Below are 18,387 nucleotides of genomic sequence, written 5' to 3'. Positions count from 1 at the left end.
CGCGCCCGGCGCACAACCGGGCTGCTGCGGAACGCTTCCCTCCAGATGGGCGGCGCGAGTGCGGCGAAGGGGCGCCGGTGCCGGAGGATGGCCGCGATGGCCCGAAGGGGCTGAGCACGGGCGGTCTTCCGGCGCCGGCCGGAACGCACCCGGGGCCAACCTCCCCCGGAAGAAGGGGCTTGGGCCGTCCGCCCTCGGATGTCGGCGGCTGCGGATACGCTGATGACCTGATCAACAGGTGTGCGCGGCAGGGAAGTCGGGAAGGCCGCAGGAGCAGGCGCGGCGGCAATGGGGGCGGCAGTGACGGACGGATTCGATTTCAGTCCCGGGGCTCAGGTGCCCCTGTCGGGCTCGGCGGGGCAGACGGCGGCGACCTATGCGCTGGCCTCGGCGGCGTACCGGGACGACGAGGTGACCAAGATCCTGGACGCCGACAACGAGTGGCACCAGTCGAAGGTCACGCTGCCGCGCCCCTGGGCGAGGATCCTGCGGCCCAGGTTCGGCGAGGCCTTCTCCCGTGCGGTGATCGACCGCATGCTCGGTGCCGGGCGCAAGCCCCTCATCCAGTCCTTCGGCATCGAGCCCCAGGTCGTCGTGGAGCACTGCCTGGCGGCCCACCGCATCCGCCGGGAACGGGACAACTGGCTCGCGGCGGTGACGGTCCTGTGCGGGGTGCTGTTCCTGCCGGGCTTCCTGGTGTGGCTGCTGGTGTTCACCCTCCGCACCACCGTGAGCAGGCGGGAGGACAGGCGTTCCGGGGCGCTCGGCACCGCCGTGCTGGTCGCGATGGGCGCGCTCGCCGTGCTCTTCCTGATCAAGATGCCGTTCACCGGCTTCTGGGCGTGGTACGCGCGGGCGGCGGTCGTCATGCCGGTCGTCGGCTGGTTCTGGGCCAAGCAGATCTGCGAGCGCACGGCGCGGGACCTGCGGGAGCGCTGGGAGAGCCTGCTGACGGGCGGAGGCGTGGGGGCCAAGATTCCCGAGGCGGTGCCCGGCAATCCCGGTGACGCGGCGGAGCAGGTGCGCAAGGAGCTGGCCCGGCTGGGCGCGGAGCAGCGGTCCAACTCCGTCTTCTACGCCGGGCCCAAGGGCATACTCGGCATGGGCACCCGATGGGGCAGCTGGCAGCTGGCGGAGGATCTGGTCTCCGCCGAACCGGGCAAGGACTTCCACCCCTTCCGCAGTTGGGACGTCATCACGGCGATCCAGGGCGGACTGGCCATGCTCGAACGCACTCCGATCAACACCGGTGGCTTTCCCAAGCCCTCCATCACCCACTGGATCGTCACGCCGATCGGGGAGAACGCCAAGGAGGTGTCCCGGCCGAGCGGCACGGACGTGGACGCGTACACGGTCAAGACGCACGCCATACAGGACATCTGCAACAAGCAGCAGTTCGGCAGCGGCGACCGGCACTACCTCGGCGTGCAGTGGACTCTCTGGGACGGCCACCTGGTGATCACCATGCTGATCACCGTGACGGTGCTGCACAACACCCTGCGCATCGAGGTCACCGGCCACGCCCTGGGTCCGGTCAACCCCCTGTTCAACGAGAAGCCCGCGGCCAAGGAGAAGGAGGTGGCGAAGACGGTCAGGTTCTGGGAGACCCGCACGGTGAAGCTGCCCCTGGTCGACGCCGACGAGGTGGTACGGCTGGCCGCGCGCGCCCCGCTGACCTGGTACCCGCCCCTGCTGAACTGGCTGGGCGGCAGCCTGACCCTTCCGGAGCCCTTCGGCCTGCGGCACGCGTGGGCCGACCAGCCCTGGCGCCACCGGTTCATGGCCGACGACGCGCTGCGCGCCGCCACGCCGGTGCTGCGGGTGGTGCACGCCGCGGCACTCAGGACGCTGCGGGAGAACGGCGTGGACGTGGAGAAGTTCGGCAACCGGTCGGGCATCCTCAGCACGGGGGTGCAGGAGGTGTCCCCCAGGAAGGCCGACGTCTACGACGCGTAGTCCCGCGGGCTCACGCGGTGGGCCAGGCCTCCGCGAGCATCTTCCTCGTGTCGGCCAGCAACTGCGGCAGCACCCTCGTGTGTCCGACGACCGGCATGAAGTTCGTGTCGCCGCCCCACCGCGGCACGATGTGCTGGTGGAGGTGGGCGGCGATGCCGGCGCCCGCCACGGTGCCCTGGTTCATGCCGATGTTGAAGCCGTGGGCACCGGAGGCGGCGCGCAGGGCCTGCATCGCCTGCTTGGTCAGCTCCGCGAGCTCGGCGGTCTCCGCCTCGGTCAGGTCGGTGTAGTCGGCGACGTGGCGGTAGGGCACCGTCATGAGGTGGCCGCCGTTGTACGGGTACAGGTTCAGCACCGCGTACACCTGCTCGCCGCGCTTGACGATCAGTCCGTCCTCGTCGGACTTGGCCGGGATGGAGCAGAAGGGGCAGCCGTCACCGGCCCCCGGGCCGGTCGGCTTGTTCTCGCCCTGGATGTAGGCCATCCGGTGGGGCGTCCACAGACGCTGGAACGCGTCCTGCGTCCCCACTCCGATCTGCTGCTCCGGCTCACTCGTCATGCAAGGCAGCATATGGCTTCGTCCGTTCGCAGCGTGTGGGCGGGCTCCGCAAAGCGGCAGGACGCCGGATGCGCAAAGGGCCCCCGGGGAAGTGCGGTGGACTTCCCCGAGAGCCCCGACCTGCCGGATCAGACCTGCGTGCGCTCCTCGACGACCTGCGCGATCTTCGCGATGGCCTCGTCGAACGGGATGCCGTTCTCCTGGGAGCCGTCGCGGTAGCGGAAGGACACGGCGTTGTTCGCCATGTCCTCGTCGCCCGCGATGACCATGAACGGCACCTTCTGCTTCTGGGCGTTGCGGATCTTCTTCTGCATGCGGTCCGAGGACGAGTCGACCTCGACGCGCAGGCCTTTCTTCCTGGCCGCCGCGGCGAACTTCTCCAGGTACTCCACGTGCGCGTCGCCGATCGGGATGCCGATGGCCTGGACCGGGGCCAGCCATGCCGGGAAGGCGCCGGCGTAGTGCTCCAGAAGCACCGCGAAGAACCGCTCGATGGAGCCGAACAGCGCGCGGTGGATCATGACCGGACGCTGCTTGGAGCCGTCCGCGGAGGTGTACTCCAGGTCGAAGCGCTCGGGCAGGTTGAAGTCGAGCTGGATGGTCGACATCTGCCAGGTGCGGCCAATGGCGTCCTTCGTCTGGACCGAGATCTTCGGGCCGTAGAAGGCGGCGCCGCCCGGGTCGGGCACGAGGGGCAGGCCCTGCTTCTCGGCGACCTGGCGGAGGGTCTCCGTGGCCTCCTCCCAGACCTCGTCGGAGCCGACGAACTTCTCCGGGTCCTTGGTGGACAGCTCCAGGTAGAAGTCGGTCAGGCCGTAGTCGCGCAGCAGGCCGAGGACGAAGGTGAGCGTCTTGTCGAGCTCCTCCGACATCTGCTCACGGGTGCAGTAGATGTGCGCGTCGTCCTGGGTGAAGCCCCGGGCGCGGGTCAGGCCGTGCACGACGCCCGACTTCTCGTACCGGTACACGGTCCCGAACTCGAAGAGGCGCAGCGGAAGTTCGCGGTAGGAGCGGCCGCGCGCGTCGAAGATCAGGTTGTGCATCGGGCAGTTCATGGGCTTGAGGTAGTAGTCCACGCCCTCGTCGAGCTGCATGGGCGGGTACATGCCCTCGGCGTACCAGTCCAGGTGGCCCGAGGTCTCGAAGAGCTTCCCCTTGGTCGCATGCGGGGTGTAGACGAACTCGTAGCCCTCCTCCTCGTGGCGGCGCCGCGAGTAGTCCTCCATCACCCGGCGGACGATGCCGCCCTTGGGGTGGAAGACGGCGAGGCCGGAGCCGATCTGCTCCGGGATCGAGAACAGGTCGAGCTCGTTGCCCAGCTTGCGGTGGTCGCGCTTCTCGGCCTCGGCGAGGAAGTCCAGGTACGCCTTCAGCTCGTCCTTGGACGGCCAGGCGGTGCCGTAGATGCGCTGCAGCATCGGGTTCTTCTCGCTGCCCCGCCAGTAGGCGGCCGCGTTGCGCATCAGCTTGAACGCCGGGATGAGGCGGGTCGAGGGCAGGTGGGGACCCCGGCAGAGGTCCTTCCAGCACAGCTCGCCGGTCTTGGCGTCCAGGTTGTCGTAGATCGTCAGCTCGCCGGCGCCGACCTCGACGTCCGCACCGTCCTCGCTGGAGGCCGAGCCCTTGAGACCGATCAGCTCCAGCTTGTACGGCTCGTCGGACAGCTCCTCACGGGCGGCCTCGTCGGTGACCACGCGGCGGGAGAAGCGCTGGCCGCGCTTCTGGATCTCCTGCATCTTCTTCTCGATGGCCTTGAGATCCTCCGGCGTGAACGGCCGGGCCACGTCGAAGTCGTAGTAGAAGCCGTCCTTGACCGGCGGGCCGATGCCCAGCTTGGCCTCGGGGAAGATCTCCTGCACGGCCTGCGCCATGACGTGCGCGGTGGAGTGGCGCAGGATGTTCAGGCCGTCCTCGGAGGAGATCTCGACGCCTTCGACGGTCTCGCCGTCCCCGACCTCGTGGGTGAGGTCCTTGAGCTCGCCGCCCACGCGCGCGGCGATGATCGAGCGCTCGCCGGCGAAGAGCTCGGCGGCCGTAGTGCCCGTCGTCACCACGCGCTCTTCCCGCTCGGAATCGCGTTGGATGATCACACGGACGTCTGACACCGGTCTCTCCTGACTGACGACGGATGCGGCGCCATACCGGGAGCGCGCGCATTACGGGATCGTACCGACCTCGGGCCGCCGATCGCGAAACGGTCATGACGACCGCGGACCCCCGGCCTCGAAGCGGTCGTCGCCGGCCGTGGTCCTGCCCTGTCTCCTCAGGGGGAGTCTCCTCAGTCGCACTCCTCCCCGCTGCACGCCTCCTCGAAGAAGTCCAGGTCCTCCTGCAGCGACTTCATCAGCCGGTCCCGCTCCTCGTCGTCCACCTGTACCGGTACGACACCGGAGGCGCCCGTGAGCCGGCGGAACCCGCCCCGGCTCTCCAGCCGCCCGTGCACCCGCACCGGCAGGCCGACCAGATGTGCGTGCCCGGCTATCCGGTAGTCCTCCTCGCCCAGGGTCACGCGGACGTACGGCACCTCGGCACCGGCGATCACCCTCAGTCGCACCGTGCCCTCGCCGCGCGGCTGCGACCTGCGCATCCGCACCACCGCGCCGGTGACGCGCACGGGCACGGACGGCTCCTCGCGCAGATAACGGGCGCCCGCCTCCCGCAGTACGGGCAGGTCGCCCGGCGAGAACTCGACGGGCTCGGCGGCGGCCGCGCAGTCCTCGGGAGCGCCGGCCGCGGGCGCCCACTCGACGGCGATCCGGGCGCCCTCGCTGCCGCGGACGAGGGCGACGATCGCTTCGGTGAGCTCGCGGCTGACGCCCGCCGCCACGGCACCGTCGAAGGCGTCCATGCCGCCGGTGGCCCGCTGGTAGTCGATGGCCTCGCGGGCCGCGCAGAGGGCCTGGTGCAGCCGCACGGCGAACGGGCGTCCGGTGCCGATGGGCACGAAGGCGGTCAGGCGGCGGCCGTCGGCCGCGGAGCCGACCAGGACCTGCTCCAGGGACGCGGCGGCCGACCGCCGGTGCCGGGCGCCGTAGTAGCCGGCCCGCGCGCGCGTGGCGAGCGCCGCAGCGAGCAGCATCTGCCGGGCGGCCGAGCGCAACTGTTCCTCTACGGTCCACGGGGCGGCGTCGGCCGGCCCGCTCGGTGCGTCCCGCCACCAGCGGATCTCGTCGCTGGGCACGGCGAGGGAGACCAGCACCTCGCGGGCGGAGGGCGTGCCGCTGCGGGCGAGCGCGTCCAGCGCCTCGCCGAGGAGGTCGTCGCTGTCGGGGAAGGCACGGCTCTCGGGCACCAGCAGACTCGTCCCGGCGCCGCCGGGGCCCGGTGGGGTCCAGCGGCCGTAGCGTCCGGGGGCGCCGCCCCGCCGCTGCCAGCCGTGCCGCTGCAGCAGGGCGCTGAGCACGGCCGGGTCGACGTCGGCAGGCTCGGGGGGACGCTGCCAGGCGGCGTCGGCGGGGTGCGGCCGCACCGGCCGCAGCGGCTCGTCGAGGGGGCGGTGCGTCATGGTCTGCCTCCCGTGCCGACCCGCGCCATGATCTCGCAGAGCGCCCGGTCGTCGAAGATGCGCGAGGTCGGTATCCGCACGGTGGTCCGGTGCCGGCCGGTGATCGGATGGCCCGCGAGGTTGACCCAGTAACAGCAGTGCCTGAGGTCGAGCCGGTCGTGTCCGGCGCGCAGCCACTGGTCCTGGGACCGCGGAACGATCATCACGACGAGGATCTTGTGCACCGAGACCGGGGTGCGGGCGAGCTTGGCCAGGTGGTCGTTGTCGAGCGTGAACGAGAAGGAGCGGCCCGGTGGGTGGGGTGCGATCTGGTAGGTGCACTTCAGCTGCACCTTGATGGTCACCTCGTCGTCGACGGTGTGCCCGGGTGCGCTGTGGCTGACGTGCCAGTCGATGCCGTTGTCCGGAAAGGGCTGGGACAGCGAGCAGCCGGCCGCCGCCGCCACCGCGTGCAGATAACCCACCTGCAGTGTCTCCATGCACGCGGTGGTGGCGAGTGTGCCGCGAAGGGGGCCCGCACGTTCGGGCAGCAGCCCGCCCCGTTCGGGCTGCGCTATCGCCATGACCAACAGCCTTCCACGCCGAAGAAATCCCCACTGAGGGCCGCTGAACTGCAAAGACCCGTACTCCTGTTGTGTCCTTGCGGCGTACGGCGCAAACAGCCCGGGTATCACCAAACAGGCAGAAGACGGTGCGTCAGCTGCCATGGGTGAACAAGGAGTTGTGGGCATATGACGTGCTGGTACGAGGGCCCTCTGGCCGCGTTCGACACGGAGACCACGGGTGTCGACGTCGAGACCGACCGCATCGTGTCGGCCGCCGTCGTCGTCCAGGACGGCCCGGGCGCCCGGCCGCGGGTGGCCCGCTGGCTGGTGAACCCGGGGGTGCCGGTGCCCGAGGGGGCGACGGCGGTGCACGGGCTGACGGAGGAGTATCTGCAGCGCAACGGCCGCTGGCCGGCGCCGGTGATGTACGAGATAGCCGAGGAGCTGACGGAACAGGCGACCCTGGGCCGGCCGCTCGTGGTGATGAACGCACCCTTCGATCTGACGCTTCTCGACCGCGAGTTGCGTCGCCATCGCGCGTCCTCGCTGGACCGCTGGTTCGAGTCGTCGTCACTGTACGTGCTCGATCCGCGGGTCCTCGACAAGCACCTGGACCGCTACCGCAAGGGCCGGCGCACCCTCACCGACCTGTGCGCGCACTACGAGGTCGCGCTGGAGGACGCGCACGACGCGGCGGCGGACGCGCTGGCCGCGCTGGAGGTCGTGCGCGCGCTCGGCCGTCGCTTCGCGACCCGTCTGGAGCGCCTGACCCCCGCCGAGTTGCACACGCTGCAGACCGGGTGGCACGCGGCCCAGGCCCGCGGCCTGCAGGCGTGGTTCGCCCGCAGCGGCACGGAGGAGTCGGTGAACCCGGCGTGGCCCCTGCGTCCGGCGCTGCCTGCGGCGGCCGCCTGAGCATGCAAAGGGCCGGTCCGCCTGCGCGGACCGGCCTTTCCCGGTGGGCGATACTGGGTTCGAACCAGTGACCTCTTCGGTGTGAACGAAGCGCTCTCCCACTGAGCTAATCGCCCGGGAACGCACTGAACGATACAGGTAACCGGGGTCGTCCTTCAAACCGCCCACAGGTAGGCCGTCAGGCCCCGCCGTCCGCCGCGCATCATCAGCCGGTGGTTCAGACGGAAGACGGGACGGCCCGGCACAGCCAACCGCCTCAGCAGGGGCTTGTTCACGTCGACGTCCTGCTCGTAGCGGGCGAGGGCGCCGTCTCCCAGGGCGGTGACCGTCCAGCAGGCCCGGCCCTCCACGTCCCCGGACAGCGCGACCTCCAGGACCCCGGCGGCCGGATCGCGCCGCACTTCCCGCGCGGTGAAGGTCATGTCGTACGGCAGGAGGGAACGGATCCGGATCACCCCGGTGGTGTCGCCGGTGCGCACGACCTGGCGCACCTGGTGCCACCACCGCGGGTAGTCCTCGACCCGCTCCAGCGCCTCGTAGACGACGGCGGGCGGCGCGGGCAGGGCCCACAGACTGCGGAAGCGGTAATGGGTCCAGTCCATGAGCAGAGTCTGCCCGGGCACGCCGGAAGTTCTCTCCTGCCGTACTTCCGAGGAAATGTGACGGGGTTTTGGAAATACCTGCGGGGATTTCACCGACCGCCGGTGTCCGGAACTTCTCGCAGAAATGGGAGACGGTCACGGAAGTCCGTCTTCACCCGATCTTCGGACCGTTCCCCGGCGATCCACGACGGGTAACGGACCGTCACCGTCGTATCGCCCGAACCGCTTCCGTCGCCGGGCGCGCGGCGGTGCGAGCCGCCGCGGATGCGACGGCGGACACGACGGCGGCCCGTCTGCGTGATCGCAGACGGGCCGCCGATGCCGGGTGGGCGATACTGGGTTCGAACCAGTGACCTCTTCGGTGTGAACGAAGCGCTCTCCCACTGAGCTAATCGCCCGGGCGCAGGAAGAACATTACCGCATGTCAGGTGGGTACCCAGGACCAGGGGTCGCCGAGGACCCGGCACCCGCGCCGGGGCCCCCGCGGGCCGCCCTGATCATTGGCGACCGATGATCACTGGCGACCGATCTTCCAGGGCATCACGAGGCCGAACCGCCACAGGTAGATCCCGACCAGGACGGCGACGATCACCAGGCCGACCGTCGTCAGGACGATGTTGCGGCGGCGCACCCTGGGGTCGAGGGCCCGCTGGGTCGCCTCCGTGACCTTGCGCTTGGTCCAGCGGAGCACGAGCTGGGCCCACACGAACTCGGTCGCCCAGATCGCCATGCCACCGAAGATCACCACCCAGCCGGGGCCGGGCAGGGGCAGCATGACGACGCCCGCGACGACGACCGCGAGGCCGACGACGAAGATGCCGACCTGCCAGCTCATGTGCAGCACGGGGCGTGACCGGATGAAGGCCGGCGCACGGGAACCGAGCCCCCGCCGGTCCTGTGTCTGCTCCGCCTTCTCCTCGGCCTTCGCTTCCTCGGACGCCACGGCAACCTCGCCCGTCTCGTCACTCCCCGTATTCATACGACTCAACCCTACCGGGTAGAAACCAGTCACCGGAATGGACGCACCTCGCGAACCGGTTCTCGGCCGGAAGAGTTACGCAAACACAGCCAAAACACTCAGAGGGGTTTACAACGGCACCGTAGGTGGCATGTCGATTTCGCCGACGTGCGAATCCCCGAGCGCACACTGAGCGAAAGGCCCTGGCGCTTATGAACACCACGGTCAGCTGCGAGCTGCACCTGCGCCTCGTTGTGTCGAGCGAGTCCTCCCTGCCTGTCCCCGCAGGCCTGCGGTACGACACGGCCGACCCCTACGCCGTGCACGCCACCTTCCACACCGGAGCCGAGGAGACCGTCGAGTGGGTGTTCGCCCGCGACCTCCTCGCCGAGGGGCTTCACCGGCCCACGGGCACCGGCGACGTCCGTGTCTGGCCGTCCCGCAGTCACGGTCAGGGCGTCGTGTGCATCGCCCTGAGCTCCCCGGAGGGGGAAGCCTTGCTCGAAGCCCCGGCGCGGGCCCTGGAGTCCTTCCTGAAGCGAACGGACGCGGCCGTGCCGCCCGGCACGGAACACCGGCACTTCGATCTGGATCAGGAGCTCTCGCACATCCTCGCGGAAAGCTAGCGGTAGGCCCCTCGAGGATCTTCAAGCTGCCCGGCGCCGTCCACTCGGGGAGACGGCTCGGGCCAGGACAACCGCACATGGGACACACCGGCACCGGTCCCCCGCGAGGGGGCGGGTGCCGGTGTGCTGCGCGTACGCGGGCGGGAACGCCCGTCCCCGCCCGGCGCCGCACCGGGGCCCGGGAACCCTGGGCGCGGCGCCGCCGTTCTATCGGCAGCCGCTCGTTCGGACGGCGCCGGTTCGGTGGGCGGCCGAGCCACTACCATCGGCCACCATCGGCGGGCGTGTGCCCGATCCTCAGGCCAGGGAGCGAAACGTGCTGATCACCCACGACACCCGGTGTGCGCTCGACACCGTGGTCGATCTGGTGAACACCGCACCGGAGGACGACACGACGCCCGACGGACTGCCGGACGTGGCAGCACTGGAGGACTTCGTACGAAACCACAAAATAAGCGATGTGGGGGTGCTGTCGGAGTTCGATCTCTCCGCGGTGCGGAGGATCCGCGGACGGTTCGCAGCGATCTTCGCGGCCGCGGACGCCCGGTCGGCCGCCGGCCTGATCAACGAGCTCGTCGCCGCGGCGGGCACCACTCCACGGCTGACGGACCACGACGGCTACGACTGGCACGTGCACTACTTCGCCCCCGGCGCGTCCGTCGCGGACCACCTGGCCGCCGACTGCGGCATGGCGCTGGCGTACTTCGTGGTGGGCGGGGAGCGGGAGCGGCTGCGCCGCTGCGAGGCGCCGGACTGCCGACGCGCCTTCGTCGATCTCTCCCGCAACCGCTCGCGGCGGTACTGCGACAGCCGCACCTGCGGCAACCGGCTGCATGTGGCGGCGTACCGGGCCCGCCGCAAGGAGGCGGCGGGCTGACCGGCCGGGTTTCGATGGTGTCGTGAGCCCCGGCGGGTGACGCCGAGGACCCACGGGTACGGCTCACAGCAACAGCAGGTCGTGCAACGCAGCCATGAGCAGTAGACACCCGATCACCGCAAGGAAGATCATCAGCGGCGGCTGGGAAAGGGCGAAGAGGCACCCGCGCGGCTCGTCCTTCGGCGGCGCGGCCTCGCTCTGTGTCGTGTCCACCATCTCGCGGGCGATGATGGCGCAGCCATCGGCCATGACGCGATCAACACGCGCGGAACGTGCGGGAGTTCGCCGGATTTCGTGATCTACGGATCGGTTCGGGCCGGGTCGTGAACGCTTCCCGGCACACCGCCGACATCCTGTGTCGTCGCGGGCCGTCCGGTGAGCGTCATATGCCGTGCTTCTTGAGGATGGCCTCGATGTCGCTGAAGTCCTCCTCGGTGCGCGGTGCCGCCCCGGGACGGGCCGCGGGACGCGCGGCCGGGCCGAGGGAGGGCGCCGACGCCGCCGGGGTCACGGTCCCCTGCTGCTCGGCGGCCCGCGCCGCCTTGCGCTCCTTGCGGGTGCCGCCGCGGCGCCGCTCGACCGCACGTGTCGTCGCGAAGAGCACCCAGGCACCGCCGAGCAGGACGAAGCCCGCCCAGGCCGTGGGGCTGAAGGCGGTGTCGGCCAGCCACCCGACCATCCCGGTCATCACCAGGGCCACCGGGACGAGGGAGTACGCGGCGATGCGGGCCGCCGCGAGGAAGCGCCTGCGGTACGCCGTGACCGCGGCGATGCCCAGGCCGGCTGCGGAGACGGCGGAACAGACGGTCTCGGCAATCATCCGGTCCTCCAGGCAGGGCTCACCACGTCGTGGACGGTTTCGTCCCTTCCATCCTGCACCGCCCTCTTCCCGGAATGCCATGCTCCGGACCGACATCAGGGACATCTCCGGGTCACCTCCTCCCAGGGTGCCGCCGGGGTGTACCGCTGCCGGGCCCGGCGCCGTCCGGCGGCCATGATCCCGAGTGGGTCCTGCCGGGCGCGGGCTGGGAGACTGGGACCATGAGCGACTCCTCCCCCGCACCCGCCGCGCCGGTCCTCGACGTCTGGTGCGAACTCCAGTGTCCGGACTGCCGCACCGCGCTGGACGACCTGCGCGCCCTGCGCGACCGCTACGGCGACCGGCTGGAGCTGCGGCTGCGGCACTTCCCGCTGGAGAAGCACAAGCACGCCTTCGCCGCCGCCCAGGCCGCCGAGGAGGCCGCGGAGCAGGGGCGGCAGTGGCCGTACGTGGAGACGGTGCTCGGCCGGGTCGAGGAGCTGGACCGCGGCGGCGAGGCCTTCCTGGTCGAGGTGGCCCGCGAACTCGGCCTGAACGCCGAGGAGTTCGACACCGCGCTCATCGACGGCCGGCACATCCTGATCGTCGACGCCGACCAGGCCGAGGGCAAGGCGATCGGCGTGACCGGCACACCGACGTACGTGGTCGGCGGCGAACGCCTGGACGGCGGCAAGAGCCAGGAGGGGCTGCGCGAGCGGATCACGCAGATCGTGGACCGGCTGCTGAGCGAACAGGGCGCCTGACCGGCCGGCAGGGCAACCCCCGGAGGCGGGCACGCACCGGCCGCTCCGGCAGACCCGGTCCGGCAGACCCGGCCTGGCAGCCCGTGTCCGACAGCCCCAGCCCGGCAGTCCCGGTCCGACAGCCCCGCAGGCCAGCAGTCCCGGTCTGGCAGACCCAGCCCGGCAGTCCCGGTCCGACAGCCCCGCAGCCCGGCAGTCCCGGTCGACAGCCCCGCGGGCCGGGGGCCCTGGGCCGGCAGCCCCCGGGCCCGGAGACCCGGGGCCCCGGTGCCCGGCCTGCCGGTGCGGCGGCCGGGCGCTGCGGCGGCCGGGCGCTGCCCGGGCGGCGCCGGGTCCCCGTGCTCCCGCGACAGCTCTTCTACAGCAGTTCCTTGTACAGGGCGTGCAGCGTCGGCCGGTACCCCAGCGACTCGTACAGCCGCTCGGCCGGCGTGTTCCCCGCGAAGACGTTGAGGCCGATCACGTCCTTGCCGGCGGCCACCGCCTGGGCCTCGGCCAGCAGCATCAGGGAGCGTCCGTGACCCCGGCCGCGGAAGCGCTCGTCGGCCTCGACCTTGTACACGAACGCCCTGTCCCCGCCGATCGCCACCCACAGGGTGCCCACCGCCGTTCCCCCGTGCTCCAGGACGCTGAGCAGCACGCCCGGGGAGGCCTGCCCCTCGGGCAGCAGCCGGGCGTGGTCCTGTTCCGACTTCGCCCACGCCTCGTCCTCGGGGACGCCGCGGTCGATCCAGCTCCGGGCGTAGGCGGCCCGGCCACGCGCGAGCCACGGGCCGTACTCGGCCTCCGTCATGGGCCTGCCCCGGCTGCCCGCGGGCAGCGTGGGCGCGGCGGTGCCGAGGGTCTTCTCCATGTTCTGGTTGCGCCGGACGTAGCCGAGGGCCGTGACGAGCCGGAGCGCGGCCCGGGCGTCCGCGGGCACGGCTGCCTCGATCCGCTTGCAGCCCCAGCCGCGCGCCACCTCCTCGGCGGCGAGCGCGGCCACCGTGCCACGGCCGCGTCCGCGGTCCGGCTCGTCGATGCGCAGATCGAGGATCCGGGCGACGGCCGGGCCGAAGACCGGGTGCGTCGCGAGGTGGATCGCCCCGACCGGACGGCTGTTCACGCACACCTGGTAGCGGCGCGATCGCGTTCCGTCGGGGTGCTGCTGAAGCGGCTCGGTGGGCCGCAGGGTCGTGGTCATCAGGGGTGTTCTACCCGCCGCGGCCGCCCGCGTCAGCCCGATTTTTCCGCGCGGCCTCACGGGGCCGGGCTCACGGGTCCTGGTCGTGCCCCGAGCGCTCGTCGAAGATCCGCATGGCCTTGGCGGTCACCGGGCCCGGCGCACCCGGCAGTTCGCGGTCGTCGACGCGGTGCACCGCCTGGACGTCTCGCAGGGTGGAGGTGAGGAACACCTCGTCGGCCCGCTGGAGGACGTCCAGCGGCAGGTCGGTCTCCTTGGCACCTGTCCACTCGACCACCAGCGCGCGCGTGATGCCGGCCAGGCAGCCGGAGGCGAGCGGAGGGGTGTGGATCTCACCGTCGAGGACGACGAAGACGTTGGTCCCGGTGCCCTCGCAGAGCTGCCCGACCGTGTTGGCGAACAGCGCCTCGGTCGCGTCCTGTTGGTGCGCCCGGGCGAGCGCGACCACGTTCTCGGCGTACGAGGTGGTCTTCAGGCCGGTGAGCGCGCCCCGCTCGTTGCGGGTCCAGGGTACGGTGACGGCGGCGGTGGAGTCGGCGCGGCGCGTGGACCGGCCGAGGGCGACCAGCAGGGTGGGGCCGTGATCGCCGCGGTCGGACCCGAGGGGGCCGTGGCCCCCTGTATAGGTGATGCGCAGACGGCCCAGCGGCATCGGGTTGGCCTCGAGAACGGCGGTGCAGGCGCGGCGGACCTCGTCGTGGTCGGGCTCGGGCAGCCCCAGGCCGCGGGCCGAGCGGGTCAGCCGGTCCAGGTGGCGGGTGAGCGCGAACGGCTTCCCGTCGACCGCCTTCACCGTCTCGAAGATGCCGTCGCCCACGGTCAGTCCGTGGTCGAAGACGGAGACACGTGCGGACTCGATGTCCTGCAGTCCGCCGTCGAGCCAAACCTTCACTGGTCCCTACCTCACAAGTCCGTACCGAGTGCGTCACGTCGAGCGGGGGTTCGGGGGTGGTCCCCGGACCGGCCCGGCGGGTCAGAGTTCGTCGCCGCTCTCCCCGTAGGTGCCCGACGCTACCGCGAGCAGCCGGGCCGCCTTCAGCTCGGTCTCCCGCCACTCCCCCTCGGGGTCGGAGCCCCAGGTGATGCCGGCGCCGGCCCCGAAGCGCAGGACACCGTCGGTGCGGTCGATCCAGAACGTGCGGATGCCGACCGCGAGCTCGCCGACCCCCCGGTCGGCGTCCACCCAGCCGATGCCGCCGCAGTAGGGGCCTCGGGGCGCGGTCTCCAGGGCGTCGATGATCCGCACGGCGCTGGACTTGGGGGCGCCCGTGATCGAACCGGCCGGGAACGCGGCGGCGAGCAGTTCCGGCCAGCCGGCGTCCGGGCGCAGCTCGCCGCGGACCGTGGAGACGAGGTGGACCAGGCCGGGGTGCTTCTCCACCGCGCACAGGTCGGGGACGGTGATGCTGCCGGTGGTGCAGACGCGTCCCAGGTCGTTGCGGACCAGGTCAACGATCATCACGTTCTCGGCGTAGTCCTTCTCCAGCAGCTCCGCCTCGGTGCGGGCCGTACCCTTGATCGGCCCGGACTCGGCCGTCCGTCCGTCACGGCGCAGGAAGAGTTCGGGGGACGCGGTGGCGATCTCCACGCCGTGCTCCGGCAGGCGGATCGTTCCTGCGTACGGTGCCGGATTGCCGCGCGCGAGCACGGAGGTCAGCGCGTCCACGTCCGCGTCGTCCGCGATCGGCGCGGAGAGCACCCGGCAGAGGTTCACCTGGTAGACCTCGCCGGTCGCGATGTGCTCGCGGATGCGCCGCACACCCGCCGTGTACGCAGCGCGGTCGAGGGACGACGTCCAGTCACCGGCGGACGGTGCCCGCCACCGGCCCGGCGCGGGAGCGGGCACCGGCTCCTTTCGTACGTCCCGGAAGCGGGCGCAGGTCAGGCGGCCCTCGTAGTCCGCGGCGACGGCCCAGAAGCCGGTGGAGTCGAGGGCCCCGGGGTCGCTCGTGACGTCGAGAAGGCCGGTGGCGACACGGTCGCCGAAGCGGGCGAGGGGAGGGTGGTGCAGCACGCAGTCGAGTCTATGGCGGGTGTCCTCGGGGTGGCCCGGGCGTGTCCTTCCGGGTGCCTGACCAGGTCGCCGACCGGACGCAGCGCAGCACGCTGCACAAACGCGTTTTTGTACTGGCCCCGGAATCCGCTAGAGTTCAACACGTCGCCGGGACGCGGAAGCGGAACCGAAACGACAAGCGGACGTAGCTCAGTTGGTAGAGCGCAACCTTGCCAAGGTTGAGGTCGCGAGTTCGAGCCTCGTCGTCCGCTCGAAGGATTCAGGGGACTCCCGGTCCCCGACACTCCTGGTGGAGTGGCCGAGAGGCGAGGCAACGGCCTGCAAAGCCGTCTACACGGGTTCAAATCCCGTCTCCACCTCCAAGGACGATTAGCTCAGCGGGAGAGCGCTTCCCTGACACGGAAGAGGTCACTGGTTCAATCCCAGTATCGTCCACTGGGCCTTCGGGTCCTCACGGATCTCCGGATCCTCCGCGCGATTAGCTCAGCGGGAGAGCGCTTCCCTGACACGGAAGAGGTCACTGGTTCAATCCCAGTATCGCGCACGCAGTGCCCGCGATCTTCGGATCCCGGTCCCGAGGACGATTAGCTCAGCGGGAGAGCGCTTCCCTGACACGGAAGAGGTCACTGGTTCAATCCCAGTATCGTCCACACAGCACAAGCCCCCGGCCGTCCCGCACGGCCGGGGGCTTCGTCGTTCCCGTAAGGCGCCGAGGGGGTCCCGGGCGCCCCGGCGGGTCCCGGGGCGTCCGCGGTCGTGCCCTCAGGACGAGAACAGCATGTGGCCGAAGCTCTTGTGCTTGTGGTGGCCGTAGTGGCCGTGGCCCCCGTGGTGGCCGCCGTGCGGCGCGCCCCACGCGGGGGCGGGCGGCGCCGGGTAGGCCTGCGGGGCGGGCGGGGGCGGCGGGGCCGGCTGCGTCCACTGGGCCTCCAGGCGGGTCAGCGCCTCCAGCTCGCCGTAGTCGAGGAAGATACCGCGGCAGCCGCTGCACTGCTCGATCTGGACGCCGTTGCGGTTGTAGGTGTGCATCGGCGCATGGCACTTCGGACACTGCATGGTCGGCTCAACTCCTCGCCGGTGGGTCCTGCTTCGGGTTCCGCCAGGACAGACTCTTTCCTGCCGTGGTCGGTTGCACCCTACTTCGCCGGCCCGTGGGTCAACTGCGGCGGGAGAAGGCTCATTCGGTCACAGGCGTCGACCAGGGCCTGCTCGACCTCGTCCAGCGGCCGGCCCGCGACGTTCGCCTTGGCGACCGCGAGCGCGGCCGTCTGCACGGTGAGGGCACGGGCCGGGACGTCCAGCGCGGGCCACGGGTCGCCCTGCGCGGGAACGGCCGGGCCCCCGGCCACGCGGTAGGCGGTCAGGAACCGGGTCCACTCCTCGGGCGGCAGCAGTCCGCAGGCGAACCAGGCCGCGGGGCGGGCGAGGTCCCAGGCCGGGACGCCGGTGCCGAGGTCGTCGACGTCGATCAGCAGCCACGGGCCTTCGGGAGCCGGATGACGAACGAGCTGGCCCAGATGGAGGTCCCCGTGGCACAGGGTGGCGGATCCGGGCATGGGTCCCTCGGCTCGGGCCCAGACGGGCAGGGTGGCCCAGGCGCGCAGGACCGGATGCGCGGCGCGGTGGCCGGGGGCCTGGGCGCGCAGGCGGGTGACGGCACGGGCGGCCTTGGCGGGACCGCGCATGGGAGGCAGGGCCGCGGGTCCGGCGGGGACGGGCGCGCGGTGAAGGCGGGCCACGAGGGTGGCCACGGCTTCCCAGGGGGCGGCGTCCGGGGTGTCGGGGTCGACGGGGGCGCCGTACGGCCAGAAGGTGACCAGGCGGCCGTGGAGCGCGACGGGCGCCGGGCGCAACGGGGGCAGCAGCACACCGGGCAGGTGAACGGCCGCCCTCAGGCGCACGGTCAGCGCGGCGGGGTCGGTGTCCGGGGCGTGTGCCTTGGCGACGGTGCCGGCGTGACGGACGACGGTGGCGTCGGCGCGGTCGGCGAGGGTGACGCTTGCTCCGCAGGGGCAGCCGTCGGCGTACCGGTGAGCCACGGTTCTGGCCTGACCGGCCAGAACGGGCAGCAGGTCGTCGGTCGTGGTCACGGGGCTCCCTGGGTACGGCGCTCAGGGGAGCGTACGCGGGAGGGCGGACGGGGGTTGAGGCGGTGCGGGTGCTCGGCCGCGGGGCAAAAGCAATGCCGGCGCAGCTCCCCAGCTGCGCCGGCATTTGTGCCGTCCGCCGCACCCCCGTCCCCACGGGGTTTCATGGGTGGATGTCCCCGCCCGGACCGCTCTTCCGGGCCTGGGGCGCCGCTCAGCGCCCCAGCATCACACCCACGGACGACGCCTGTGTGGCCACCGTGTCCCACCCGTCGAAGACGAGCAGGAGCAGGGCCGCCAGGGGGAGGGCCATCAGCGTCGCCACCAGGGGGTGGCGGCGGCCCTGACGGCGGGAGTGCAACGCGGCGTACGCCTTGCGTCCCTCGGCACGGAACAGTGTCCGCGGTGCCGTGTGGGCCATGGTCCCTCTCCTGACCGTGCTCAGTTGTCGTTGGCAGCGGCGGGTGTCTGACCTCGGGGGACGAGTGCTGCACCCGCCGCTTGACCTCAAATCTAGGCGCCGCGGGGGTGCCGGGCGTCATGCCCTCGTACCGATTGCCGGGCCTCCCCCAGGATGAGCCGTGAGCTGCGAACTACTCCCCAGGGTGGAGACGAAGTCCTAGGTCTCGGGGTCTTCCCGGAGGGGACGCCCGGTGTGCCCCGGCTTCTCCGAACCGTCCCCCCGGGGAACCGGCTGCTCCACCAGGGCCAGGACCCGGTTCGCCATGAAGCGGGCCGTTCGTACGACAGTGCCGTTTCGCGTGACTTCGCTCACTTCGACGACGCCACGACGTACCGCCGTCTCCACTCGGCGGCCCGCCCTGCCGGCCACCACCTCGTACGTACGTGTGGTGTCCCCTGCGTCCACGACTATCTCCACGCGGTCACCCTTCACGCGTCCAATCCCCCTTCTGCGACGGGTGGTTGAGATCACGAGCAGCCCAAGGCCGGGCTGTGCACAAGCTCCCTGACCTTCTTTCAAGTCTCCCATCCGGCA

Annotated in this window: 20 protein-coding genes and 7 tRNA genes; 10 read left to right on the top strand and 17 right to left on the bottom strand. The window is 71.4% G+C overall.

The window, feature by feature from the left end; all coding sequences use genetic code 11:
* Nucleotides 1-288: 288 nt before the first annotated feature.
* A complete protein-coding gene (locus tag AB0A61_RS11205; RefSeq protein ID WP_361289624.1) occupies nucleotides 289-1,956 on the top strand; it encodes a hypothetical protein in 1,668 nt (555 codons plus the stop codon).
* A gap of 10 nt (nucleotides 1,957-1,966) precedes the next feature.
* Here the strand turns inward: AB0A61_RS11205 and AB0A61_RS11200 are convergent, their stop codons facing one another.
* The 4 genes from AB0A61_RS11200 to AB0A61_RS11185 all read right to left on the bottom strand — a co-directional run bounded on the left by AB0A61_RS11200 (nucleotide 1,967) and on the right by AB0A61_RS11185 (nucleotide 6,583).
* On the bottom strand, nucleotides 1,967-2,527 hold the full coding sequence (locus tag AB0A61_RS11200) for an HIT domain-containing protein (protein ID WP_361289621.1): 561 nt from the start codon (nucleotides 2,525-2,527) through the stop codon (nucleotides 1,967-1,969).
* A gap of 116 nt (nucleotides 2,528-2,643) precedes the next feature.
* Nucleotides 2,644-4,620, bottom strand: a complete 1,977-nt coding sequence (gene thrS, locus AB0A61_RS11195; protein WP_361289618.1) for a threonine--tRNA ligase — start codon at nucleotides 4,618-4,620, stop codon at nucleotides 2,644-2,646.
* A gap of 173 nt (nucleotides 4,621-4,793) precedes the next feature.
* Nucleotides 4,794-6,020 (bottom strand): hypothetical protein, encoded by a 1,227-nt coding sequence (locus AB0A61_RS11190; RefSeq protein ID WP_361289616.1) that lies wholly within the window; start codon nucleotides 6,018-6,020, stop codon nucleotides 4,794-4,796.
* Complete coding sequence (locus AB0A61_RS11185; RefSeq protein ID WP_361289613.1) at nucleotides 6,017-6,583, bottom strand: DUF4365 domain-containing protein; 567 nt, start codon at nucleotides 6,581-6,583, stop codon at nucleotides 6,017-6,019. The genes AB0A61_RS11190 and AB0A61_RS11185 overlap by 4 nt, the downstream gene beginning before the upstream one ends.
* 168 nt (nucleotides 6,584-6,751) lie before the next feature.
* Between AB0A61_RS11185 and AB0A61_RS11180 the strand changes: the two genes are divergently transcribed.
* Entirely contained in the window at nucleotides 6,752-7,480 is a 729-nt protein-coding gene (locus AB0A61_RS11180; protein ID WP_361289611.1) for a 3'-5' exonuclease, read from the top strand.
* Between the two features lie 44 nt (nucleotides 7,481-7,524).
* Here AB0A61_RS11180 and AB0A61_RS11175 read toward each other — a convergent pair.
* From AB0A61_RS11175 to AB0A61_RS11160, 4 genes are all read right to left on the bottom strand, one after another.
* Nucleotides 7,525-7,596: transfer RNA gene (locus tag AB0A61_RS11175), tRNA-Val, on the bottom strand.
* Nucleotides 7,597-7,635: 39 nt separating this feature from the next.
* Nucleotides 7,636-8,082, bottom strand: coding sequence for an SRPBCC family protein (locus AB0A61_RS11170; protein ID WP_361289608.1), 447 nt, complete (start codon nucleotides 8,080-8,082; stop codon nucleotides 7,636-7,638).
* Between the two features lie 326 nt (nucleotides 8,083-8,408).
* Nucleotides 8,409-8,480 (bottom strand) — tRNA-Val (locus AB0A61_RS11165).
* Between the two features lie 116 nt (nucleotides 8,481-8,596).
* Nucleotides 8,597-9,061 carry a TIGR02611 family protein gene (locus tag AB0A61_RS11160; RefSeq protein WP_361289605.1) on the bottom strand — a complete coding sequence of 155 codons (465 nt, stop codon included), beginning with the start codon at nucleotides 9,059-9,061 and terminating at the stop codon, nucleotides 8,597-8,599.
* Between the two features lie 191 nt (nucleotides 9,062-9,252).
* Here AB0A61_RS11160 and AB0A61_RS11155 point away from each other — a divergent pair, with 191 nt between their 5' ends.
* Both AB0A61_RS11155 and AB0A61_RS11150 read left to right on the top strand, forming a co-directional pair.
* A complete protein-coding gene (locus AB0A61_RS11155; RefSeq protein ID WP_004002642.1) occupies nucleotides 9,253-9,666 on the top strand; it encodes an SsgA family sporulation/cell division regulator in 414 nt (137 codons plus the stop codon).
* 316 nt (nucleotides 9,667-9,982) lie between these two features.
* Nucleotides 9,983-10,543: a CGNR zinc finger domain-containing protein gene (locus AB0A61_RS11150; protein WP_361289602.1), complete on the top strand. Its 561-nt coding sequence runs from the start codon at nucleotides 9,983-9,985 to the stop codon at nucleotides 10,541-10,543.
* A gap of 63 nt (nucleotides 10,544-10,606) precedes the next feature.
* On the opposite strand, the gene AB0A61_RS11145 is transcribed toward AB0A61_RS11150, so the two are convergent.
* Both AB0A61_RS11145 and AB0A61_RS11140 read right to left on the bottom strand, forming a co-directional pair.
* Nucleotides 10,607-10,792 (bottom strand): hypothetical protein, encoded by a 186-nt coding sequence (locus tag AB0A61_RS11145; protein ID WP_361290050.1) that lies wholly within the window; start codon nucleotides 10,790-10,792, stop codon nucleotides 10,607-10,609.
* A 133-nt stretch (nucleotides 10,793-10,925) separates the two neighbouring features.
* Nucleotides 10,926-11,363 carry a hypothetical protein gene (locus AB0A61_RS11140; RefSeq protein ID WP_361289600.1) on the bottom strand — a complete coding sequence of 146 codons (438 nt, stop codon included), beginning with the start codon at nucleotides 11,361-11,363 and terminating at the stop codon, nucleotides 10,926-10,928.
* A gap of 221 nt (nucleotides 11,364-11,584) precedes the next feature.
* Here AB0A61_RS11140 and AB0A61_RS11135 point away from each other — a divergent pair, with 221 nt between their 5' ends.
* Nucleotides 11,585-12,106, top strand: coding sequence for a DsbA family protein (locus AB0A61_RS11135; protein ID WP_361289597.1), 522 nt, complete (start codon nucleotides 11,585-11,587; stop codon nucleotides 12,104-12,106).
* A 358-nt stretch (nucleotides 12,107-12,464) separates the two neighbouring features.
* On the opposite strand, the gene AB0A61_RS11130 is transcribed toward AB0A61_RS11135, so the two are convergent.
* The 3 genes from AB0A61_RS11130 to AB0A61_RS11120 form a co-directional block, all read right to left on the bottom strand.
* Complete coding sequence (locus tag AB0A61_RS11130) at nucleotides 12,465-13,289, bottom strand: GNAT family N-acetyltransferase (protein ID WP_361289594.1); 825 nt, start codon at nucleotides 13,287-13,289, stop codon at nucleotides 12,465-12,467.
* A gap of 70 nt (nucleotides 13,290-13,359) precedes the next feature.
* A complete protein-coding gene (locus tag AB0A61_RS11125) occupies nucleotides 13,360-14,181 on the bottom strand; it encodes an aminodeoxychorismate lyase (protein ID WP_361289592.1) in 822 nt (273 codons plus the stop codon).
* An 81-nt stretch (nucleotides 14,182-14,262) separates the two neighbouring features.
* Nucleotides 14,263-15,303: a chorismate-binding protein gene (locus AB0A61_RS11120; protein WP_361289589.1), complete on the bottom strand. Its 1,041-nt coding sequence runs from the start codon at nucleotides 15,301-15,303 to the stop codon at nucleotides 14,263-14,265.
* 178 nt (nucleotides 15,304-15,481) lie between these two features.
* Between AB0A61_RS11120 and AB0A61_RS11115 the strand changes: the two genes are divergently transcribed.
* The 5 genes from AB0A61_RS11115 to AB0A61_RS11095 all read left to right on the top strand — a co-directional run bounded on the left by AB0A61_RS11115 (nucleotide 15,482) and on the right by AB0A61_RS11095 (nucleotide 15,953).
* Nucleotides 15,482-15,554: transfer RNA gene (locus AB0A61_RS11115), tRNA-Gly, on the top strand.
* Nucleotides 15,555-15,591: 37 nt separating this feature from the next.
* Nucleotides 15,592-15,665 (top strand) — tRNA-Cys (locus tag AB0A61_RS11110).
* Nucleotide 15,666: 1 nt separating this feature from the next.
* Nucleotides 15,667-15,738, top strand: a tRNA-Val gene (locus tag AB0A61_RS11105).
* 37 nt (nucleotides 15,739-15,775) lie between these two features.
* Nucleotides 15,776-15,847: transfer RNA gene (locus AB0A61_RS11100), tRNA-Val, on the top strand.
* Nucleotides 15,848-15,881: 34 nt separating this feature from the next.
* Nucleotides 15,882-15,953 (top strand) — tRNA-Val (locus tag AB0A61_RS11095).
* A 112-nt stretch (nucleotides 15,954-16,065) separates the two neighbouring features.
* On the opposite strand, the gene AB0A61_RS11090 is transcribed toward AB0A61_RS11095, so the two are convergent.
* The 4 genes from AB0A61_RS11090 to AB0A61_RS11075 all read right to left on the bottom strand — a co-directional run bounded on the left by AB0A61_RS11090 (nucleotide 16,066) and on the right by AB0A61_RS11075 (nucleotide 18,285).
* The gene (locus AB0A61_RS11090) at nucleotides 16,066-16,359 is read right to left on the bottom strand and encodes a zf-TFIIB domain-containing protein (protein WP_361289587.1); all 294 of its coding nucleotides are present in this window, start codon (nucleotides 16,357-16,359) and stop codon (nucleotides 16,066-16,068) included.
* Nucleotides 16,360-16,439: 80 nt separating this feature from the next.
* Nucleotides 16,440-17,375 carry an aminoglycoside phosphotransferase family protein gene (locus tag AB0A61_RS11085; RefSeq protein ID WP_361290026.1) on the bottom strand — a complete coding sequence of 312 codons (936 nt, stop codon included), beginning with the start codon at nucleotides 17,373-17,375 and terminating at the stop codon, nucleotides 16,440-16,442.
* Between the two features lie 229 nt (nucleotides 17,376-17,604).
* Nucleotides 17,605-17,811 carry a hypothetical protein gene (locus tag AB0A61_RS11080; RefSeq protein ID WP_361289584.1) on the bottom strand — a complete coding sequence of 69 codons (207 nt, stop codon included), beginning with the start codon at nucleotides 17,809-17,811 and terminating at the stop codon, nucleotides 17,605-17,607.
* A 198-nt stretch (nucleotides 17,812-18,009) separates the two neighbouring features.
* Nucleotides 18,010-18,285 carry a hypothetical protein gene (locus tag AB0A61_RS11075; protein ID WP_361289581.1) on the bottom strand — a complete coding sequence of 92 codons (276 nt, stop codon included), beginning with the start codon at nucleotides 18,283-18,285 and terminating at the stop codon, nucleotides 18,010-18,012.
* Between the last annotated feature and the right edge of the window lie 102 nt (nucleotides 18,286-18,387).

This window comes from Streptomyces sp. NPDC046197, assembly GCF_040646295.1.
Taxonomy (GTDB): domain Bacteria; phylum Actinomycetota; class Actinomycetes; order Streptomycetales; family Streptomycetaceae; genus Streptomyces.
The sequence above is the reverse complement of the archived record's forward strand: the minus strand, read 5'-3'. Positions and strand labels throughout refer to the sequence as shown.

Bases quoted from the DNA above. Each gene is read 5' to 3' on its own strand.
- AB0A61_RS11205 (WP_361289624.1), top strand. From the start codon at position 289: ATGGGGGCGGCAGTGACGGACGGATTCGATTTCAGTCCCGGGGCTCAG.
- AB0A61_RS11200 (WP_361289621.1), bottom strand. From the start codon at position 2,527: ATGCTGCCTTGCATGACGAGTGAGCCGGAGCAGCAGATCGGAGTGGGG.
- AB0A61_RS11190 (WP_361289616.1), bottom strand. From the start codon at position 6,020: ATGACGCACCGCCCCCTCGACGAGCCGCTGCGGCCGGTGCGGCCGCAC.
- AB0A61_RS11185 (WP_361289613.1), bottom strand. From the start codon at position 6,583: ATGGCGATAGCGCAGCCCGAACGGGGCGGGCTGCTGCCCGAACGTGCG.
- AB0A61_RS11180 (WP_361289611.1), top strand. From the start codon at position 6,752: ATGACGTGCTGGTACGAGGGCCCTCTGGCCGCGTTCGACACGGAGACC.
- AB0A61_RS11170 (WP_361289608.1), bottom strand. From the start codon at position 8,082: ATGGACTGGACCCATTACCGCTTCCGCAGTCTGTGGGCCCTGCCCGCG.
- AB0A61_RS11160 (WP_361289605.1), bottom strand. From the start codon at position 9,061: ATGAATACGGGGAGTGACGAGACGGGCGAGGTTGCCGTGGCGTCCGAG.
- AB0A61_RS11155 (WP_004002642.1), top strand. From the start codon at position 9,253: ATGAACACCACGGTCAGCTGCGAGCTGCACCTGCGCCTCGTTGTGTCG.
- AB0A61_RS11145 (WP_361290050.1), bottom strand. From the start codon at position 10,792: ATGGCCGATGGCTGCGCCATCATCGCCCGCGAGATGGTGGACACGACA.
- AB0A61_RS11140 (WP_361289600.1), bottom strand. From the start codon at position 11,363: ATGATTGCCGAGACCGTCTGTTCCGCCGTCTCCGCAGCCGGCCTGGGC.
- AB0A61_RS11135 (WP_361289597.1), top strand. From the start codon at position 11,585: ATGAGCGACTCCTCCCCCGCACCCGCCGCGCCGGTCCTCGACGTCTGG.
- AB0A61_RS11130 (WP_361289594.1), bottom strand. From the start codon at position 13,289: ATGACCACGACCCTGCGGCCCACCGAGCCGCTTCAGCAGCACCCCGAC.
- AB0A61_RS11090 (WP_361289587.1), bottom strand. From the start codon at position 16,359: ATGCAGTGTCCGAAGTGCCATGCGCCGATGCACACCTACAACCGCAAC.
- AB0A61_RS11080 (WP_361289584.1), bottom strand. From the start codon at position 17,811: ATGGCCCACACGGCACCGCGGACACTGTTCCGTGCCGAGGGACGCAAG.